The 17221-nt window shown below is 71.3% G+C and carries 19 protein-coding genes and 1 tRNA gene; 11 read left to right on the forward strand and 9 right to left on the reverse strand.

Features of this window, described 5'->3' with window-relative positions; genetic code table 11:
- Window positions 1-23: 23 nt before the first annotated feature.
- The 4 genes from ACIPY8_RS18415 to ACIPY8_RS18430 all read right to left on the reverse strand — a co-directional run bounded on the left by ACIPY8_RS18415 (window position 24) and on the right by ACIPY8_RS18430 (window position 1741).
- Window positions 24-668: a CYTH domain-containing protein gene (locus ACIPY8_RS18415; RefSeq protein WP_400821343.1), complete on the reverse strand. Its 645-nt coding sequence runs from the start codon at window positions 666-668 to the stop codon at window positions 24-26.
- A complete protein-coding gene (locus ACIPY8_RS18420) occupies window positions 661-876 on the reverse strand; it encodes a response regulator (protein ID WP_400821346.1) in 216 nt (71 codons plus the stop codon). The genes ACIPY8_RS18415 and ACIPY8_RS18420 overlap by 8 nt, the downstream gene beginning before the upstream one ends.
- Window positions 877-910: 34 nt before the next feature.
- Window positions 911-1381 (reverse strand): prepilin peptidase, encoded by a 471-nt coding sequence (locus ACIPY8_RS18425; protein ID WP_400821348.1) that lies wholly within the window; start codon window positions 1379-1381, stop codon window positions 911-913.
- A gap of 69 nt (window positions 1382-1450) precedes the next feature.
- On the reverse strand, window positions 1451-1741 hold the full coding sequence (locus ACIPY8_RS18430) for a DUF1905 domain-containing protein (RefSeq protein ID WP_400821350.1): 291 nt from the start codon (window positions 1739-1741) through the stop codon (window positions 1451-1453).
- 114 nt (window positions 1742-1855) lie between these two features.
- Between ACIPY8_RS18430 and ACIPY8_RS18435 the strand changes: the two genes are divergently transcribed.
- The 3 genes from ACIPY8_RS18435 to ACIPY8_RS18445 are packed head-to-tail and all read left to right on the forward strand — an operon-like array spanning window position 1856 to window position 7631.
- Entirely contained in the window at window positions 1856-2632 is a 777-nt protein-coding gene (locus ACIPY8_RS18435) for a hypothetical protein (protein WP_400821353.1), read from the forward strand.
- Entirely contained in the window at window positions 2629-4167 is a 1539-nt protein-coding gene (locus ACIPY8_RS18440; RefSeq protein ID WP_400821355.1) for a DNA polymerase Y family protein, read from the forward strand. The genes ACIPY8_RS18435 and ACIPY8_RS18440 overlap by 4 nt, the downstream gene beginning before the upstream one ends.
- On the forward strand, window positions 4167-7631 hold the full coding sequence (locus tag ACIPY8_RS18445; protein ID WP_400821356.1) for an error-prone DNA polymerase: 3465 nt from the start codon (window positions 4167-4169) through the stop codon (window positions 7629-7631). Before ACIPY8_RS18440 ends, ACIPY8_RS18445 begins: the two co-directional genes overlap by 1 nt.
- Window positions 7632-7654: 23 nt before the next feature.
- Here ACIPY8_RS18445 and ACIPY8_RS18450 read toward each other — a convergent pair whose 3' ends face one another.
- Both ACIPY8_RS18450 and ACIPY8_RS18455 read right to left on the reverse strand, forming a co-directional pair.
- On the reverse strand, window positions 7655-8050 hold the full coding sequence (locus ACIPY8_RS18450; RefSeq protein ID WP_400821358.1) for a hypothetical protein: 396 nt from the start codon (window positions 8048-8050) through the stop codon (window positions 7655-7657).
- A 293-nt stretch (window positions 8051-8343) separates the two neighbouring features.
- Window positions 8344-8964, reverse strand: a complete 621-nt coding sequence (locus ACIPY8_RS18455) for a TetR/AcrR family transcriptional regulator (protein ID WP_400821360.1) — start codon at window positions 8962-8964, stop codon at window positions 8344-8346.
- Between the two features lie 187 nt (window positions 8965-9151).
- Between ACIPY8_RS18455 and ACIPY8_RS18460 the strand changes: the two genes are divergently transcribed.
- The 3 genes from ACIPY8_RS18460 to ACIPY8_RS18470 are packed head-to-tail and all read left to right on the forward strand — an operon-like array spanning window position 9152 to window position 12518.
- Window positions 9152-10387 carry an MFS transporter gene (locus ACIPY8_RS18460; RefSeq protein ID WP_400821363.1) on the forward strand — a complete coding sequence of 412 codons (1236 nt, stop codon included), beginning with the start codon at window positions 9152-9154 and terminating at the stop codon, window positions 10385-10387.
- Window positions 10384-11973: an amidohydrolase gene (locus ACIPY8_RS18465; protein WP_400821365.1), complete on the forward strand. Its 1590-nt coding sequence runs from the start codon at window positions 10384-10386 to the stop codon at window positions 11971-11973. The genes ACIPY8_RS18460 and ACIPY8_RS18465 overlap by 4 nt, the downstream gene beginning before the upstream one ends.
- Window positions 11974-12014: 41 nt before the next feature.
- Window positions 12015-12518, forward strand: a complete 504-nt coding sequence (locus tag ACIPY8_RS18470; RefSeq protein ID WP_400821367.1) for a hypothetical protein — start codon at window positions 12015-12017, stop codon at window positions 12516-12518.
- Window positions 12519-12552: 34 nt separating this feature from the next.
- Here ACIPY8_RS18470 and ACIPY8_RS18475 read toward each other — a convergent pair whose 3' ends face one another.
- The 3 genes from ACIPY8_RS18475 to ACIPY8_RS18485 all read right to left on the reverse strand — a co-directional run bounded on the left by ACIPY8_RS18475 (window position 12553) and on the right by ACIPY8_RS18485 (window position 14706).
- Window positions 12553-13830 carry a sodium:proton exchanger gene (locus tag ACIPY8_RS18475; protein ID WP_400821370.1) on the reverse strand — a complete coding sequence of 426 codons (1278 nt, stop codon included), beginning with the start codon at window positions 13828-13830 and terminating at the stop codon, window positions 12553-12555.
- Window positions 13831-14194: 364 nt separating this feature from the next.
- Window positions 14195-14548: a hypothetical protein gene (locus tag ACIPY8_RS18480; RefSeq protein WP_400821373.1), complete on the reverse strand. Its 354-nt coding sequence runs from the start codon at window positions 14546-14548 to the stop codon at window positions 14195-14197.
- Between the two features lie 81 nt (window positions 14549-14629).
- A tRNA-Pro gene (locus tag ACIPY8_RS18485) sits at window positions 14630-14706 on the reverse strand.
- A gap of 118 nt (window positions 14707-14824) precedes the next feature.
- Here ACIPY8_RS18485 and ACIPY8_RS18490 point away from each other — a divergent pair.
- The 5 genes from ACIPY8_RS18490 to ACIPY8_RS18510 are packed head-to-tail and all read left to right on the forward strand — an operon-like array spanning window position 14825 to window position 17195.
- Window positions 14825-15409 (forward strand): GNAT family N-acetyltransferase, encoded by a 585-nt coding sequence (locus ACIPY8_RS18490; RefSeq protein ID WP_400821376.1) that lies wholly within the window; start codon window positions 14825-14827, stop codon window positions 15407-15409.
- On the forward strand, window positions 15406-15600 hold the full coding sequence (locus ACIPY8_RS18495) for a hypothetical protein (protein ID WP_400821378.1): 195 nt from the start codon (window positions 15406-15408) through the stop codon (window positions 15598-15600). The genes ACIPY8_RS18490 and ACIPY8_RS18495 overlap by 4 nt, the downstream gene beginning before the upstream one ends.
- Window positions 15601-15620: 20 nt before the next feature.
- Window positions 15621-16076, forward strand: a complete 456-nt coding sequence (locus ACIPY8_RS18500) for a hypothetical protein (protein ID WP_400821380.1) — start codon at window positions 15621-15623, stop codon at window positions 16074-16076.
- A 37-nt stretch (window positions 16077-16113) separates the two neighbouring features.
- Window positions 16114-16800 carry a lysoplasmalogenase family protein gene (locus ACIPY8_RS18505; RefSeq protein WP_400821381.1) on the forward strand — a complete coding sequence of 229 codons (687 nt, stop codon included), beginning with the start codon at window positions 16114-16116 and terminating at the stop codon, window positions 16798-16800.
- Entirely contained in the window at window positions 16800-17195 is a 396-nt protein-coding gene (locus ACIPY8_RS18510) for an RNA-binding S4 domain-containing protein (protein WP_400821382.1), read from the forward strand. Before ACIPY8_RS18505 ends, ACIPY8_RS18510 begins: the two co-directional genes overlap by 1 nt.
- Window positions 17196-17221: the final 26 nt, after the last annotated feature.

Below are 17221 nucleotides of genomic sequence, written 5' to 3' on the forward strand. Positions count from 1 at the left end.
CGGGGAAGGGGCTTGCGCCCGCGTCAGAATCCCAGCGCTCTCGCGAGCTTCGACCCGGATGACGCCTCGCGGCCGCCCGCGGCGGCGACGGCGCGCTCCACAGCGGCGAAGAGCTCCGCGCGGCCCGCGCTGTCGGCAGGGGCCCCCGGTCCGAGCTCGAACTCCCACTCGCGCCAGTCCCGCTCGACGCCGGCGCGGAGGTCCGTGGCGCGGACGTGGTCGTCGACGAACTCGGCGACCACTCCGCCGGGGCCCAGGAGGAGGAACGCCGTGCGGCTGTTCTCGATGCGGGCCAGGGGCAGCAGCTCCCCCGTCGTCCAGCGTGCGAGCGTCTCGGCGACCGCGGACGGCACGTCCTCGCCGTCACCGAGGGGCCAGCCGATCTCGAGACGGCCGTCGCCCTCGCGCGGGCCCTTGATGTGCCAGCCGGCGTCGGGTCCGCCCGTCCGTCGTCGCAGGGCGACCCCGGAACGGGAGAGCTCGGCATCGGCCGTGTCGAGGTAGCGCGCGTCGAGTTCGCGCAGCTCCCCCGGGGAGACCACGTCGACCCCGGGGAGGTCGGTCCAGTCGGGCAGCGGCGTGTCGTCGTCGACGTCGTACTTGCGCTCGACCTCGACGACGCGGGAGGGCTCGTCCGCGGAAGCGGCGTCGTGGTGCGGGTCAGTCATCCGCGGGATTGATGTCCTCGAGCGACTCGTCGTACCAGTAGTCCACCTCGGTGGGACCGTCGTCATCGCCCGTGTTCTGCGGCTCGCCGCGGCGGTTGTAGACGATCTGCGTCTCGCTGTAGGGGACGATCAGCTTGTCGTCGGCGTCAGCGTCGAGGGGGATGATCTGCCCGTCGAGCGGGCCTCCGTGGAGTCGTGCGAGTGCCATGTGCCCACCCTAGCCCCGTCGTCCGTGATCACGGTCACGCCACGAGCACGCCGAGCACGGCGCCGGCGATCATCCACGGCCCGAAGGCTATGCGCGTGTGACGGTCCGCGCGACGGAGCAGCAGGAGGACCGCGGCGTGCACGGCGCCGAGCACGAACGCCGATGCGGCGCCGACCGCGAGCGGCTGCCAGCCGTGCCATCCGAGGAGCAGGCCGATGGCCGCCGCGAGCTTGACGTCTCCCCCACCCATGCCGTCGCGGCTGAGCAGGCGCAGCGCGGCGTAGAAGCCGCCCAGCACCAGCAGCCCGCCTCCGGCGCGGAGCAGCGGTGCCGTGTCGGCGGTCACGAGCGCGTCGATCGCGATGAGGACCAGGAGCACGGCGAGCGTGGGCAGGACGACCCTGTCGGGCAGACGGTGCGTGCGCACGTCGATCACGACGAGGCGCACGGCGACGACGAGGAGCACCAGGTGCACGAGGACGATGAGCACGGTGCGCGGTTCCATGCGGGGAAGGCTAGGAGATCCCGCGGGGCGCCGAGTCGGCCGTGTGGATAACCGGGTGCGCGTCGGGGCTCAGAGGTCGATGACGTCGAGGTCGACGAGCACGACGTCGCCCTCGGAGATGTCCTGCGCGGTGCGGATGGCCTTCTTGAGCGGGAGCACGAAGGCCGCGCCGTCGAAGAAGATCGAGGTGTTCCAGATCGAAGCGCCGATCCGCGCCTGCACGCGCAGCGAGCCGAACCCTCGCGGCGGCGCGGGCAGCTCGCGGAGTTCGACGGAGATCTCCTCCGGCATGGTCGCGAAGAACCAGTCGTCGACGCGCTTCTCCCACCGCGTGACGGCGCTCTCGAACTCGATCCGCATGCTCTCAGCGTAGCGACGGCCGCCGACGTCCTCGCCGCGACGGCGATGTCGGAGGTTCGAATTAGCGTTGTTCCTCCAGTTGAAATATTAGAATATACGTTCGAGGATGGATGTATGGCGATCGATGCGATGGCGGCGATCTCTCCCGCGGGCGACTCCCGCGCCGGAGAGGTGCTGCGGCTGCGCCGCGAGATCAGTCGCATGCAGCGCCGCCGCAGCGAGCATCCGCTGCTCCCCCTCGACCCGGCGTTCTCCTCCCTGCTGCCGGAACAGGGGCTGCAGACCGGCACCGCCTACACCGTCTCCTCCTCGCCCAGCCTGGTCCTCGCACTCCTCAGCGCCGCCTCCGGGAAGGGGCTCTGGTGCGCGGTCGTCGGGATGCCGACGCTCGGCGTCGAAGCGGCGGCGGCGTTCGGCATCGCCCTGCCCCGGCTGATCCTCGTCCCCGATCCCGGTGAGCGCTGGCTCGCCGTGACCTCCGCCCTCGCCGAGGTCGTGCCGTTGATCGCCGTGCAGCCGGGAGGGCGGGTGCGCGACGCCGAGGCGTCGCGGCTGAGCGCCCGGTTGCGCGATCGCGGGACCACCCTGCTCGTCGCCGAGTCCGAGACCGCAGGCTCCTGGCCGCAGAGCGAGGGGTCGATCCGTCTGCACGATCAGCGATGGCAGGGCATCGGCGAGGGCTGGGGGCTGATCGAGGGGTCCACCGCGACCGTCACGGCACGCACCCGGAGCAGTCCGCTGGCGTCGAGCGTGCACGTGCGCCTGCCCGGCAGCACCGGCGCCGTGGAGGCCGTGCCGGAGGAGACCGTGACGGAGCTGGTCACGCTGCCCGCGCTGCGCGTCACGGACGCCGCCCCGCCCGAACGCCCCTCCCTGGCGGTGGCCGGATGAGCAGCCCTCTCCGCGTCCTGGTGCTGTGGTTCCCCGACTGGCCCCTGCGAGCGGCGCTGGGCGGCGCTCCCCCGCATCCGCCGACCGCTCTCGTGCATGCGAACACCGTCATCGCCTGCACGGCCTCGGCGCGCGAGCACGGCGTGCGGGCGGGGCAGCGCCGACGCGAGGCGCAGGGCTGCATCTCCTCACTGCGCGTCCTGCCTCACGACCCCGCCACCGACGAGAGAGCGTTCCTCCCCGTGCTGCAGCTCATCGAGAGGCACGCCCCCGGTGTCGCGCTGCTGCGTCCGGGACTCGCGGCGCTCCGCGCCCGGGGCATCTCCCGGTACCACGAGGGCGAGGAGGAGGCGGGGGCGGCGTTGATCCGCATCCTCGCCGAGGCCGGCTATCCCGAGGTGCGCGTGGGGGTCGCCGACGGTCCGTTCACGGCCGAGCTCGCGGCCAGGGGCCCGGGCCCCTGCACGGTGATCCCGGCGGGACGCGCCGAGGAGTTCCTGCATCCGCTCCCCGTCCGGGTGCTGCGCGACGAGCAGCTCACCGGCCTGCTCGTGCGCCTCGGGGTGCGCACGCTCGGCGACTTCGCGGCCCTCGACGAGATCGAGGTGCGCGACCGCTTCGGCGAGCGCGGCGCCCGCCTGCACGCCCTCGCGGCCGGCGCCGACTCCCGGGCGGTCGTCGCACGTCCTCCCGATCCCGAGCTCGTGCGCGCGGTCGAGTTCGACTCCCCGCTGGCCGGCGCCGATCAGGTGGCGTTCGCGGTGCGGCAGACGGCGGATGCGGTGCTGCTGGCCCTCGCCGACGCCGCGGTCGTGTGCACCGAGGTGCGCATCGACCTGACCGACGACGACGGACGGGTGCATTCGCGCACCTGGCTGCATCCGACGTGCTTCGACGCCGCCGACCTCGTCGACCGAGTGCGCTGGCAGCTCGAGGCCCTCGCCGCCGAGTCCGCGAAGGAGCCGGTCGACGAGGCCCGCGCCTTCGGCGGCATCGCGGCGGTGCGCGTCGTCCCCGTGGCCGTCGACGACGCCGCCCACCACCAGCCCGGCCTGTTCGGCTCCGGCACCGATGAGCGTCTGCACCATGCGGTGTCCCGCGTGCAGACGATGCTGGGCCATGAGGGCGTCGTGACCGCGGCGCTGTCCGGCGGTCGCTGGCTCGCCGACCGCCAGGTGCTCACGCCGTGGGGCGAACGGAGCGTCGCGCCGCGCGACCCCGACCGCCCCTGGCCCGGCAGCCTGCCCGATCCGCTGCCCGCCGAGGTGTTCCGACCGCCGCGGCCGATCGGCGTGCAGACCGCGAACGGCGAGACGGTGGCCGTCGACGAACGGGGCGCTCTGTCGGAGGCGCCCGCGCGGATCGACGGCGACGAGGTCCGCGCCTGGGCCGGGCCCTGGCCGATCCACGAGCGCCGGTGGGAGAGCTCGGGCGGCAAGCGGGGGCACCGCCTGCAGATCGTGGACGGTCACGACCGCGCCTGGCTGGTGTTCTCGGCCGGCGACCGGTGGTGGGCCGAGGGGCGGTACCGCTGATGGGCTGGCACAATCCTCCGCAGACCTGGCGCGAGCTCGAGCGCACGCTGAGCGGCGAGGAGTCGCCGTACCCGATCGGCGGCCCCGAGCCTCGACTCGACCGTCCGGATCCGGGACCGGTGAGCATGCGGAAGAAGCGCACGCCTCCGACCGTCGTCGACCGCCCCGAGGACGCCGTGCCGTACGCCGAGCTGCACGCGCACTCCTCGTACTCCTTCCTCGACGGAGCGTCATCGCCCGAGGATCTCCTCGCCGAGGCCGAGCGGCTCGGACTCTCGGCGCTGGCGCTCACCGACCACGACGGCTTCTACGGGGCCGCGCGCTTCGCCGAGGTCGCCGAGCTCATGGAGGTGCACGTGCAGACCGTGTACGGCGCCGAGCTGTCGATCGGCCTCGACGCACCGCAACGGGGCGCCGCCGACCCGATGGGCGACCACCTGCTCGTGCTGGCCGACGGGCTCGAGGGCTACCACCGGCTCTCCGCCGCGATGACGGCCGCCCATCTGCGCGGCGGGGAGAAGGGCCGACCGGTCTACGACCTCGACGAACTCGCCGCGACGGCCGAGGGTCACTGGACGATCCTCACCGGATGCCGCAAGGGCGGTGTCCGCCGCGGGCTCGAGGGCAGTGACGCGCTGACGCCGCTGCGTCGTCTGGTCGACCTGTTCGGACGGGATCGCGTCGCGGTCGAGCTGTTCGACCACGGCGACCCCCTGGACACGCGGCGCAACGACGCGCTCGCCGACCTGGCCCGACGGCAGCGCCTGCCCGTCGTGGCGACCAACAACGTGCACTACGCGACCCCCGATCGCGCCGCGCTCGCGGAGGCCGTGGCCGCGGTGCGGGCGGTGCGCAGCATGGACGACCTCGACGGCTGGCTGCCCGCGCACGGCGGCGCGCATCTGCGCAGCGGCGCCGAGATGGCCGCGCGGTTCCGTCGCTACCCCGGGGCGATCTCGCACGGGCTGGAGCTCGCCGCGGCCTCCGCCTTCCCGCTGCGTCGTGCGCGTCCGGCGCTGCCGCGTCAAGAGGTGCCGGAGGGGCACACGCCGATGACGTGGCTGCGCCATCTCGTGTGGGAGGCCGTGCCGACCAAGTACCCCCGCCTGGACGACGACGGCCGACGCCGGATCCACCGCGAGCTGGACGTGATCGAGGAGAAGGACTTCCCGGGGTACTTCCTCATCGTGCACGGCATCGTCTCGGAGGCGCGGGACCGCGGCATCCTGTGCCAGGGGCGGGGCTCGGCCGCGGCGAGCGCCGTGTGCTACCTGCTGGGCATCACCGCGGTCGACCCGATCCTCTACCGGCTGCCGTTCGAGCGCTTCCTCGCGACCACGCGCTCGGAGGAGCCCGACATCGACGTGGACTTCGACTCCGACCGGCGCGAGGAGATCATCCAGTGGGTGTACCGCGAGTACGGCCGGGAGCGTGCGGCGCAGGTCGCGAACGTCATCCAGTACCGTCCCAAGAACGCGATCCGCGACATGGCCAGGGCGCTGGGCCATTCCCCCGGGCAGCAGGACGCGTGGTCGCGGCAGGTCGACGGGTGGAGTCACGGCCTGGAGATGGCCGAGGAGCACGACATCCCGGCCACCGTGATCGAGTACGCGGGAGAGCTGCTGAAGGCGCCGCGGCACCTCGGCATCCACTCGGGCGGCATGGTGCTCACGGCCCGCCCCGTCGGCGAGGTCGTGCCGGTCGAGCACGCGCGCATGGAGGACCGCACGGTCATCCAGTGGGACAAGGACGACGCGGCGTGGATGGGGCTCGTGAAGTTCGACCTGCTGGGCCTCGGGATGCTCGCCGCGCTGCAGCACTGCTTCGACCTGATCCGCGACGCGACCGGCGAGGAGTGGACGCTGGAGACGCTGCCGAAGGAGGAGCCCGCCGTCTACGACATGCTGTGCCGTGCGGACTCGATCGGCGTGTTCCAGGTCGAGTCCCGTGCGCAGATCGGTCTGCTCCCCCGGCTGCAGCCCCGGTGCTTCTACGACCTCGCGATCCAGATCGCCCTCATCCGTCCCGGTCCCATCCAGGGCGGGGCCGTGCATCCCTTCGTCCGCCGCAAGATGGCGAAGGACGCGCTCGACGAGGAGAACCGCGCCCGCACGGCCCGAGGCGAGGAGGCGGTGGTCCTGGACATCCCGTACCCGCACAGCGACCTGCAGCCGATCCTGGAGCGCACGCTCGGCATCCCGATCTTCCAGGAGCAGCTGATCCAGATGGCGACGGCGATCGGCGACTGCACGGCCGACGAGGCCGACCTGCTGCGGCGGGCCATGGGCTCCAAGCGCGGGCTCGAGAAGATCGAGAAGGTGCGCGACAAGCTCTACGCGGGGATGACGCGGCGCGGCCTCTCGAAGGATCAGTCCGACCGCATCTACGCGCAGATCCAGGCGTTCTCGAACTTCGGGTTCGCGGAGTCGCACTCGCTGTCGTTCGCGCTGCTCGTCTACGCGAGCTCGTGGCTCAAGCTGCACTACCCCGCGGCCTTCCTCGCGGGGCTCCTGCGATCGCAGCCCATGGGGTTCTACTCGCCGTCGACGCTGACCTCGGACGCGCGCCGGCACGGGGTGGAGGTGCGTCGCCCCGACCTGCACGCCTCCGGAGCGACCGACATCCTCGAGGCGCTCGACGAGTCGCCCGTGCGGATGCCGACGGGCCTGGCCTCCTGCGGCGACCACGACCAGCCGGAGGTTCCGAGGTATGACCGCTCCCTCCCTGACGAGTCGGCCGCGCATCGGCGCGACGGCGGATACGCGGTGCGCCTGGGCCTCAGCGGCGTGCGGGGCATCGGACTCCCCCTGGCGCAGCGGATCGTCTCGGAGCGCGAGGAGCACGGTCCGTATCGCGACCTGCACGACCTGGTGCGGCGCACCGACGCCACCGCCGCGCAGTTGGAGTCCCTCGCCACTGCCGGCGCCTTCGAGTGCCTGGGGCTGCAGCGCCGGGAGGCGATGTGGCTCGCCGGCGCGGCGGCCGACGACCGCTCCCGTTTCCTCCCTGGCACGACGGTCTCGGTGCAGCCGCCCTTGTTCGCCGATCAGTCCAGCTACGAGCGGCTCTCGGCCGACCTCTGGGCGACGGGTGTCTCGACCGACGACCATCCGATGGCGCACTTCCGCGCGGCGCTGCGCGACCGGGGCGTGCTCTCCTCCCGCGATCTCCAGGGGCACGAGACCGGACGGCGCGTCGAGGTGGCCGGGCTCGTGACGCATCGGCAGCGGCCGGCGACCGCGGCGGGGGTCACGTTCCTGAACCTCGAGGACGAGAGCGGGCTGGTCAACGTGATCTGCTCGACGGGCGTGTGGGGGCGGTACCGGCGGGTGGCGCGCGACTCTCCGGCGCTGATCATCCGCGGCATGCTCGAGCGCTCGCCCGAAGGAGTCATCAACATCCTCGCCGACGCGTTCGAGGATCTCCGCACGGGGGTCGCGCATCGGTCGCGCGACTTCCGGTGAGCGGTGTCACCGGAGGCTCGCTGTCACCAGAAGCGCTCGGGCTCCGGCTCGGGGAGGCGGTCGCCACCGCCCCAGCGGTCGGCCTCGGCTTTCGCGGCGTCGACCGCGGCATCCGCTCCGTGCAGGGCGGTGCGCGCGCCGGTCGCCCCGGCGCCGCCGGCCTCGACGTCCGCGTCGACGCGCAGCGTGGTGTGCACGCCGGGTCCGCCGAAGGTGACCGTGCAGTCGACGACCCGGCCGGTCCAGCGCACGATCTCGCCGCGCAGCTCCTCGACGCGGCGGTAGCGGATGCCGGTGTCGAGATCGACGATCGACAGCACCGACGACTCGCCGGTCGTCTCGTCGACGTGCTCCGTGACGTCGACGCGATGACCGCTCGGGAGGGCGAGCTGGGAGTGCAGCACGAGCCTTCTGTCCATGCATCCACTCTAGAAGCGCGTGCCGCGAGGGCAAGCGTGAATGCGAACTCTCAGAGGACGCGCAAAACTCGGTAGAAACATTCGTAGATTTCTTTGTCCCCCAAATGGCGGACAAGACGAAATCGCGATATTCTGCTACGAGTAGCGGGGGCTACCGTCTGGAATCTGGGGAGATCCAGTCGATGGAAGCAGCGAGATCTTCGCCGCCTCCCCTGCCGTCCGGGAAGGGCGGTGCGCCCTCTCGAGCGATCCAACTGGGGCGGATGACTCGAGAGGGCTACCAGTCCGCATCCTCAGGGGGAGGATGCGGGTCGGGCACGCAGCAGGGCACGCAGCGAGTCGATCAGCAGCTCGACCCCCAGGTCGAAGGTGCGATCGGCTCGCGCGTCACCCCGCTCGGCATCCTCGAGGATCCGCCCGAGCGTGCGCGTGTCGCCGCCCGGCTCCCAGACGTCGTCCGGCGACGCGAGGTCGAGCCCGAAGCCGATCGCGAACGCGTCGATGATCGCGATGACCGTGAGCACCCGAGCCTCGGGGAAGCCCCCGTCGACGAGCACGGTCGCGAGATCGTCGTAGGCCGCGATCACGGCCGGATACGTGATGGTCTTGCCGATCAGCAGCGGCACGAGCTGCGGGTGATCGGCGTACATGCGGCGCTGCGCGCGCAGCAGGCTCACGACGAACCGGTCCCAGGCCTCCCCGTCCGGGACGACGCGGTAGTCCTCGACCAGACGTCCGCGCATGAGCTCGACGATGCCGTCCATGCCGTCCACGTGGTTGTACAGCGACGAAGGGCGGACTCCCAGGTGACGGGCGATCGCGTTGACCCCGAACGGGCGGCCGGAGCGCGACAACTCGAGCCCGGCGGCGCCGATGATGTCGGGCGACAGCAGGGGACTCGACGGGCGGGGCATGGTCTCTCGCTTTCGTTCGCGCGGATGCCGTGGGGAGAAGACGCTTCCCTCCGGTACTCCTCCTGTGCATAATAGTGAACACCGTTCGTTGACGAACACCATTCGTTTTCGCGACATGCGCCCGACGCCGGGCGCCTCCGGCCTCACACCCTCCGCACAGCGACGTGCTCTCTCCCTCTGGAGCCCCATGACCACCATCGACCTCAGCACCCGAGTCCCGCTCCGATTCCCGACCGCCTCCGCGACGTTCGCGATCGGGATCGCCGGCTACCTCGGTGTCAACCTGTCTCCCTACATGATCACGGCGGCGCAGAGCGGCCTCGGCATCGACGTGCTCGCCGCGAGCTGGCTCGTGACCGCGACGCTCCTCCTCACCGCCGTCACCGGGCTCGCGATCGCTCCCCTGTGCGCCGGCGCGCATCGCCGCACCGTGGCGCGCGCGGGACTCGCCCTCGCCGCCCTGGGCTTCGCGACGGCCGCCCTGGTCCCGACGCTCCTCCTCACCGCCCTGCTGCTGGGCGGCGCAGGTGCCGGTGGAGCGGTCGCCGCGTCCGGCGCTGCCCTCGCCGCCTTCCGCAACCCCGACCGCGTCGCCGGGTTCAACGGTCTCGCGAACCGCGGCGTCATCACGATCGTTCTCGCCGTCATCCCGCTCGTCGGCCTCGCCCCGATCGACGTGTTCGGCGCGCTGGCGCTGTTCGCGGTGATCGGCCTCGCCGTGTCGGCGTGGCTCCCCGCGGCCCCGGTCGTCGATCCGCAGGCCGCTGCCGCGGTGGGCGACGCCATGCCGATCGAGATCCCGCCGACCGGCACCGTGCGCACGGCACCCGCGAGGTCGCGCACCGTCACGATCGCGGGTTTCGGCCTCCTCCTGGTCTTCGCGCTGTGGGCGGCGAGCGAGGACTCGCTGTGGGCCATGGCCGGCGTCATGGGCGCCGAGCAGGCCGGCCTCACACCCGAGGGACTGGGCCTCGCGTTGAGCGGTGCGACGGCGGGAGGGCTCCTCGGCTCACTGCTGCTCATGATCGTGGGCGCCCGTCTCGGTCGGGCCCTGCCGCTGCTGATCCTCCTCGCGGCGGGCGGCGTCCTCAAGATCGTCGAGGGCTTCACGACCGACGCCACCGCGTTCATCGTCGTCTTCATCGCGTGGAACACCATCTACGCGATCGCGTTCATGTACTTCGTGTCGACGTCCGCAGCGCTCGACGCCGACGGCCGCTGGTCGGGTCCGCTCCTCGCGGTGTACCTGGTCGGCTCGGCGCTGACCCCGGTGATCGGCGCCGCCCTCGTGGGTGTGCTCGGCTTCCAGGGGTTCGCGATCGCGCTCGGCATCGCGAGCTTCGTGCTTGCCGTGCCCGCCGGAGCGATCGCCCTGCTGTCCACGCGCCTCGAGCGCGCCGTCACCCCGGAGGTCGTGTCATGACCCGCACCCTGTATCGCAACGCCCGCATCCTCACCGCCGACGACCCCGGATGGGTCGACTCGCTCGTGGTCGACGACGACGTCTTCGTGTTCGCGGGGGCGGTGGCGGACGCTCCGGAGGCCGATCACGAGGTCGACCTGGAGGGCCGCCTCGTGCTGCCGGGGTTCACCGACGCGCACACGCACCTGCTCATGATGGGCGAGGCGCTGGGTCAGATCGGCCTCACCGACGCCCGCTCTCTGACGGAGATCCAGAACCGGCTGCGGACGGCGCGCGCCGAGTCCGACGGTGTGCTGCGCGGACGCGGCTGGCTGTTCGACGCGGTGCCCGGTGGCGCGCCGACCGCTGCGATGATCGACGAGGTCGTCGCGGACGTGCCGGTCTACCTCGACGCGAACGACTATCACTCGTGCTGGGTCAACACCGCGGCCCTCGCCGCGCTGGGGATCGACCGCGACACCCCCGACCCGATCGGCGGCCGCATCGAGCGCGATACCGACGGCGAGGCGACGGGGATGCTGTACGAGACCGCCGCGCAGCAGTACGCGTGGGCGCACCGCGACGCGACGACCACCGACGCGCAGCGCGATGCCGCCGTCGACCGCGTCGTGCAGGCGTACCTCGCATCCGGGGTCGTCGGAGCCGTGGACATGGCCTTCGACGGGCTCGGCCTCGCCGCTCTGCAGAGGGCCGCGGCTCGCGGCGCGCTGCCGCTCCGCATCGCCGCGCACTGGTTCGTCGCGAACACGGGAGACGACGAGGCGAATCTCGCGCAGGTCGTGCAGGCCGCGGAGCACGCGGCGCAGGAGACGGCCGGCGTGCGGGTGGTCGGCATCAAGCTCGTGCTCGACGGCACGATCGACGCCTGCACGGCCGCGATGCGCGATCCCTACGCGAACGGCACGAACGCGGGGCCGATCTGGCCGGCGGATCGCCTGTTCCCGGTGGTCGCCGCGGCGGACGCGGCCGGCCTGCAGGTGGCGATGCACGCGATCGGCGACGCGGCGAGCACGCTCGCCCTGGATGCGCTCGAGCACGCGATCGCCGTCAACGGCGACCGCCAGCGACGTCACCGCATCGAGCACCTCGAGTACGCGGCGCCCGGGACCGCCGAGCGCATGGCCGGGCTCGGCGTGACGGCGTCGATGCAGCCGGTGCACGCCGATCCGGCGATCTTCACGAACTGGGCGGCGCAGCTGGGAGACGACCGCGTCGACCGTGCGTTCGCCTGGCCCGAGTACGAAGACGCAGGAGCGCTGCTCGCGTTCTCGACCGACGCGCCGACCGCCCCGCACGAGGCGCTGGCGAACATGTACGTCGCGGCGACCAGGGCGTCGGCCCTCGACCCGCACGTCGCCGCGGTGCAACCGCAGTTCGCGCTGCCGCTGGATCGGGCGATCGCGCACGCGACCAGGGATGCCGCGGCCTCGGTCGGCGACGGAGGCTGGCGGGGACGCATCGCGGCCGGGCAGGCGGCGGACTTCGTCGTGGTGGCGGATGATCCGTTCGTCGACGGCGAGGACGCGCTGCTCTCGACCCGCGTCGTGCGGACGGTGATCGGCGGCCGTACGGTGTTCGACGGCTGACGGGGCTGTATTCTCGGGCGCATCGCCGGGATCATGGGCGCATGGCATTCGACATCCAGGACGGTCCGCGCATCGAGGCGCGCGAGGCTCGGCCGACGCTCGGCATCCGTCTCGTCACCCCGTTCCGCGGCATGCTGGCGGTGCGCGACGCGCTGATCGCCGAGCTCGCTCTGTGGTGCGCCGATCACGGGGTCGAGCCGGGCGGGCCGTTCTTCCTGCGGCTGCACACGGTCGACATGGCGGGTGACATGGACATCGAGGTGGGCGTGCTCGACACGCCCGCCGTGGATGCCGAGGGCGGCCGTGTGCGCGGCGGTGAGGCACCGGCCGGGGACTACGCGCTGCTCGCGTACCGCGGCAGCTCGATGTCCGCGAACAAGACGCTGCTCGCCTGGGCTCCGGAGCAGGGTCGGGTGTTCGACAGCGACCCGGAATCCGGGGCCTGGGCAGGACGGTTCGAGATCCTCCGCACGGATCCGCGTCTCGAGAAGCGCAAGACCGCGTGGACGATCGAGCTCGCGTTCCTGCTGTCGCCCGCGGGCTGAGCACGCCACTCGCCCGCGGGCCGTCGGTCGGCGGTCAGCGGCCGACGGGCACCGTTCCGGTTTCGGCTGCGCGCTCATCCGCCGCCGCCTCGTCGCGAGCGATGGGTGCTGCTCGCCGGAAGGGGGCGGCGAGCGTGGGCAGGATGTCCTTGCGGTGCAGGACCAGCAGCCCCACGGCGATCGCGACCTGGATGATCGACAGCACATAGCGCCCGGTCGTGTCCGTGACGAAGAACTGCACCGCGAAGATCGCCGCGAGAGCGACGGCCGACCGCCAGTGGAAGCGCAGAGCCATGATGATCGCGACGCCCATGACGGTCTGCGTGCCCGTGAGCACGAACTCCTCGATCTGACGCGCGTCGAGGGGCAGGTCTCCCCCGCCGCCTCCGAAGAAGTGCGCGACCGGCAGCGACCCCACGAGCAGGCTCCACTGGTTGACCTTCGAGGCGATGAGGGTGCCGATCGCCGCCGCGCCCATGCCGCGCAGCGCGAAGAGCACGGCGATGATGAACTCGGGCGCCTCGGAGGCGAGCGGGGCGAGCCACTGCACGAGGAAGTAGCTGTCGATGCCCAGCGACGTACCCGAGTCGACGAGCGCCGTCGCGAACGGTTCGGCGCACGCGAGGATGATCGCAGCCGAGACGACGAACATCGTGACGACCGTGATGCGGCGGGCGCGTGTCGGCATCCCGGCGATGTCGGCCGCGGCGCCCACGAACTCCTCCTCGCCGTCGTCCTCCACGCGGCTCGCACGCCAGAGGTAGAGCACGAACCCGGCGATCAGCACGAGCCCGAACCAGATCGGGATGGTGCCGAGCAGCGGGATCGCGAACGCCAGCACGGCGAGGATCGCGAGGAAGCCGACGTCCAGTCGGGCCGTGACCGCGAGGCCGAGGCTGGAGACGCGGCGCCTGTCGCCCCGTTTCAGGCCGCGGTTGGCGACGAGCAGAGCGACGATCACGACGAGAGGCCAGCCGAAGCCGAGCAGCAGCCGGTTGGAGCCGGTCATGTTCGCGGCGGCGTACTGGGCGTAGTCGGGGTCGGAGCCCGAGCGGAAGGCGTAGTACAGGTCGACCGCGTACTCGGGGAGCACGGCGATCAAAGCGAGGATCGCGATCGCGAGCGCGCCGGAGATGTCTTTCTGGGCCGCCTCGGCCGCCCAGGCGAGCAGGAAGCTCGCCGCAACGACCGCAGCACCGAACACGATCAGGTCGATGACGGGATGCGGGTGGAATCCGAGGATGCGGAAGACGACGGCCGGCGCGGCGATCGTGAGGCACAGCACGACGCGGCTGATGAGGGCGCGAGGCATCGCGCTCTCCTTTCGGTCTGGGCGCGACCGAAGAGACGACACAGCGGAGCTCCGGCCACACAGAGGGGCCGAAGGTCTCGCTCATCCCGGATCGGGACGGGGCACCGGACGATCTCCGTGAACGTCAGTATGTCGATGCACCCTCGGGTTCGAGGACCCGGAGCTACTCCCCTTCGTTACCTCCAGTCTTCCGGGATGCCGGGACGCGATCCAAGCCAGGAGAAGGGATTCGGAGGGTTTCGGGAAGCCTGAAGCGGAATTCCGCGGGCGGGATTCGGGCGGTTCTTAAGGTTTCGGGGAGGCGAAACGTGGGATGCCTGGCGTGTCGAGATCTCGTCGTCACGTTGTCGTCTCGCGGGTGGCGTCAGAGGGCGAACCCGGGCGACCACGCGACGACGGCGTAGGAGACGAACGGGGCGATCGCGAGGAGGACGACGCCGGCCGTGGTGAGGATGTGCGCTCGTGGGGGAAGGATCGCGGCGAGGAGGGTGAGGACGTAGAGAGCGACGACGACGAGGGTCATGATCAGGGCGCTGCCCTCACGGTTTCCGGCGAAGCAGTTGAGCGGCGCCGGGTAGATCGCCGGGCAGACGACGGGGCCGACCGGAACGGCCACGAGCCACAGGAGCGCGACGGTACCGACGGCGAGGATCGTCGCCACGGTGAGGCGCATCCACGGGATGCGGTGCGTCGTCGCTGTCTCCGCAGTCTGCGTCATGGGGACAGGGTACGGGGTGGGGCCGGTGCTTCGGCGGGTATGCAGAAGGCCCGGAGACTCTCGCGAGTTCCGGGCCTTGCGTGGTCGGGCTGACAGGATTTGAACCTGCGACCCCTTGACCCCCAGTCAAGTGCGCTACCAAGCTGCGCCACAGCCCGTTGTTCTGCACTCTCGCGCAGGCAACTCACCCATCTTACCCTGACTCGCGGCGCCTCCGCGAACCGACGGTCCGCCGGGCGTTGCACAGTGTCGGAGGCCGGGCGTAGCGTCGCGTGCATGGCGACGATCACGACAGAGGTGGCGACGACCGCCCGATGGGATGACGTCCAGCATGCGCTCACGGGCGGCGGCGATGGCGCCAGCTGTCAATGCATCTGGCCGATGCTGCGCAACAAGGACTGGAATGAGACGACCACTCCGCAGCGCACCGAGATGTTCCGCGAGAAGATCGCCGCGGGTCCGCCGCCGGGGATCATCGCCTACGTCGACGGCGAGGCGGCAGGATGGGTCCGCATCGGACCTCGCCCGCGTCAGGCACGGCTCGCCTACACGCGCGCGATCGTCGCCGCGACGAACGAGTCCTTCGACGACGAGAGCGTGTGGGCCGTGACGTGCTTCGTGGTGCGACGCGAGCACCGCGGATCAGGACTCAACCAGGAGCTGTTGTCCGCCGCGGTCGGCTTCGCCCGAGACTCCGGCGCGCGGCTCATCGAGGGCTATCCGGTCGACACCCGCGGCGCGAAGCAGCACAGCAACGAACTGTTCCACGGCACGCTCAGCACGTTCCTCGCGAACGGCTTCTCTGCCGACGGAGAGCTCAAGCCCGGGCGCCCGCTCGTGACGCTCGACCTCGCCGCGTGATCGACTCCGACCTGCCTGCGGCGATGGGGAAGGTCGCTCGTCGGGAGCTCGCACACCATGGATTCACCACGCTCGACCAGTTCGACGGCGCCTCGGCGCGCGAACTCCTCGCGATCCACGGCGTCGGACCGAAAGCCGTCCGGATCCTGCGCGAGCACCTCGAACAGGAGGGACGATCGCTTGCACCGTGACTCGCCGCTAGCGTAGGAGCATGACCGACGAGCATCCGATCATTGACGACCCCGACCTCGGCACCCTCGTCCGCGCGACGACCGAGCTCAGCGACGGCACGGTCCTCACCCACGACTGGTACGCCGGCACGGTCACGGTCGACGACGCCGACCTCGAACTCATGCTCGAGGGCACTTCCGCAGACGAAGCCCGCGCGCTGATCCCTCGTGTCCGCGAGACGATCGCCGCTCTCGGCGGGCTGCGCCGCCTGGCATCGGATGCCGTCGTCACGGCCTTCAGCCAGGGAACGCCCGAACCCGCGGAACTCGACGCCGCAGCATCCGACCTCTCCCTCGAGACCATCGAAGCGTCTGCCGACGGCACGGTCGTGCTGCACCTGATCGACACGTGCGGCGACCACTTCCCCGAGGGGTACTGGCCTGCCGTGCACCTCGGCGAGGACGGACAGATCACGCAGGTGACCGTCGAGTCCTGAACCGCAGCGCCCCGGCATCCGCCCATACGATGGAGGGATGCAGCGCCGCACCGCCCTCCCGCCACTGGCCTGGGCGTTCCTCCCGTACGCGGTGATCTCCGTCGCGCATGTGGTGCTGCTCGCGATCGACAGCCCCGCGGCAGACCCGACCAAGCTGCTGCTCCTCCCCCTTCTCGCGCTGCCCGTGCTGGTCTCGGTGCGCCGTATCCCCGGCCGCGGGGCGCTCGCGCTCCTGCTCGCCGCGCTCCTCTTCTCCTGGCTCGGCGACGGCGCGGGCGCGTTCTTCCCGGACGGCCCGGAGTTGCCGCTCATGCTCCTGTTCTTCGGCATCGCGCATCTGGCATACATCGCGCTCTTCGTGCGACACCTCACCCGGCGACGGATGCCGTGGTGGGCGCTCGTGTACGCCGCCTGGTGGATCACGATGATGATCGGGCTCGGCCCGCACGTCGGCGGGCTGCTCATCGCGGTCGCGATCTACGGACTGGTACTCGGGTCCACGGCGGCATTCTCAACGCGCTGCCACCCGATCGTCGCGGTCGGCGGGACGTTCTTCCTGGCGAGTGACACGATTCTCGCGCTGCGGTTGTTCCTCCCGGATTCTCTGCCTGCGTGGAGCAGCCCCGCCGTCATGCTCACGTACACACTCGGGCAGGGCCTTATCGTCGCGGGAGCATTGATCTCCCTCCGCTCCCCTCTCTCGACACGACGGAAGGACGCCTGATGCCGGATGCCGCCCGGATCGACAGCTGGCTCTGGGCCGTGCGCGTGTACAAGACGCGATCGGCCGCGACGACCGCATGCCGCGCAGGGCATGTACGCCTGAACGGCGACAAGGTGAAGGCCGCGCAGCAGGTGAGGATCGGCGACGAGCTGCGCATCCGCATCGCCGGCTTCGACCGGATCATGGTCGTGAGGCAGATCCTCGTGAAGCGCGTGGGCGCCCCGCTCGCGGCTCTCGCGTTCGAGGACAGGACTCCCCCGCGCGAGCCTCAGGCGATGATCGGCGTGCGCGACCGAGGTGCCGGTCGGCCTACGAAACGCGAGCGACGTGACATCGATCGACTGCGAGGACGCGGTGACGAGGATGCCGGTATGTTCTTTGACGATTCCGCATAGATTCGAATCTTTGTTCTAAGCTGGGG

This window comes from Microbacterium sp. NPDC089696 (assembly GCF_044749125.1).
Classification (GTDB): Bacteria; Actinomycetota; Actinomycetes; order Actinomycetales; family Microbacteriaceae; genus Microbacterium.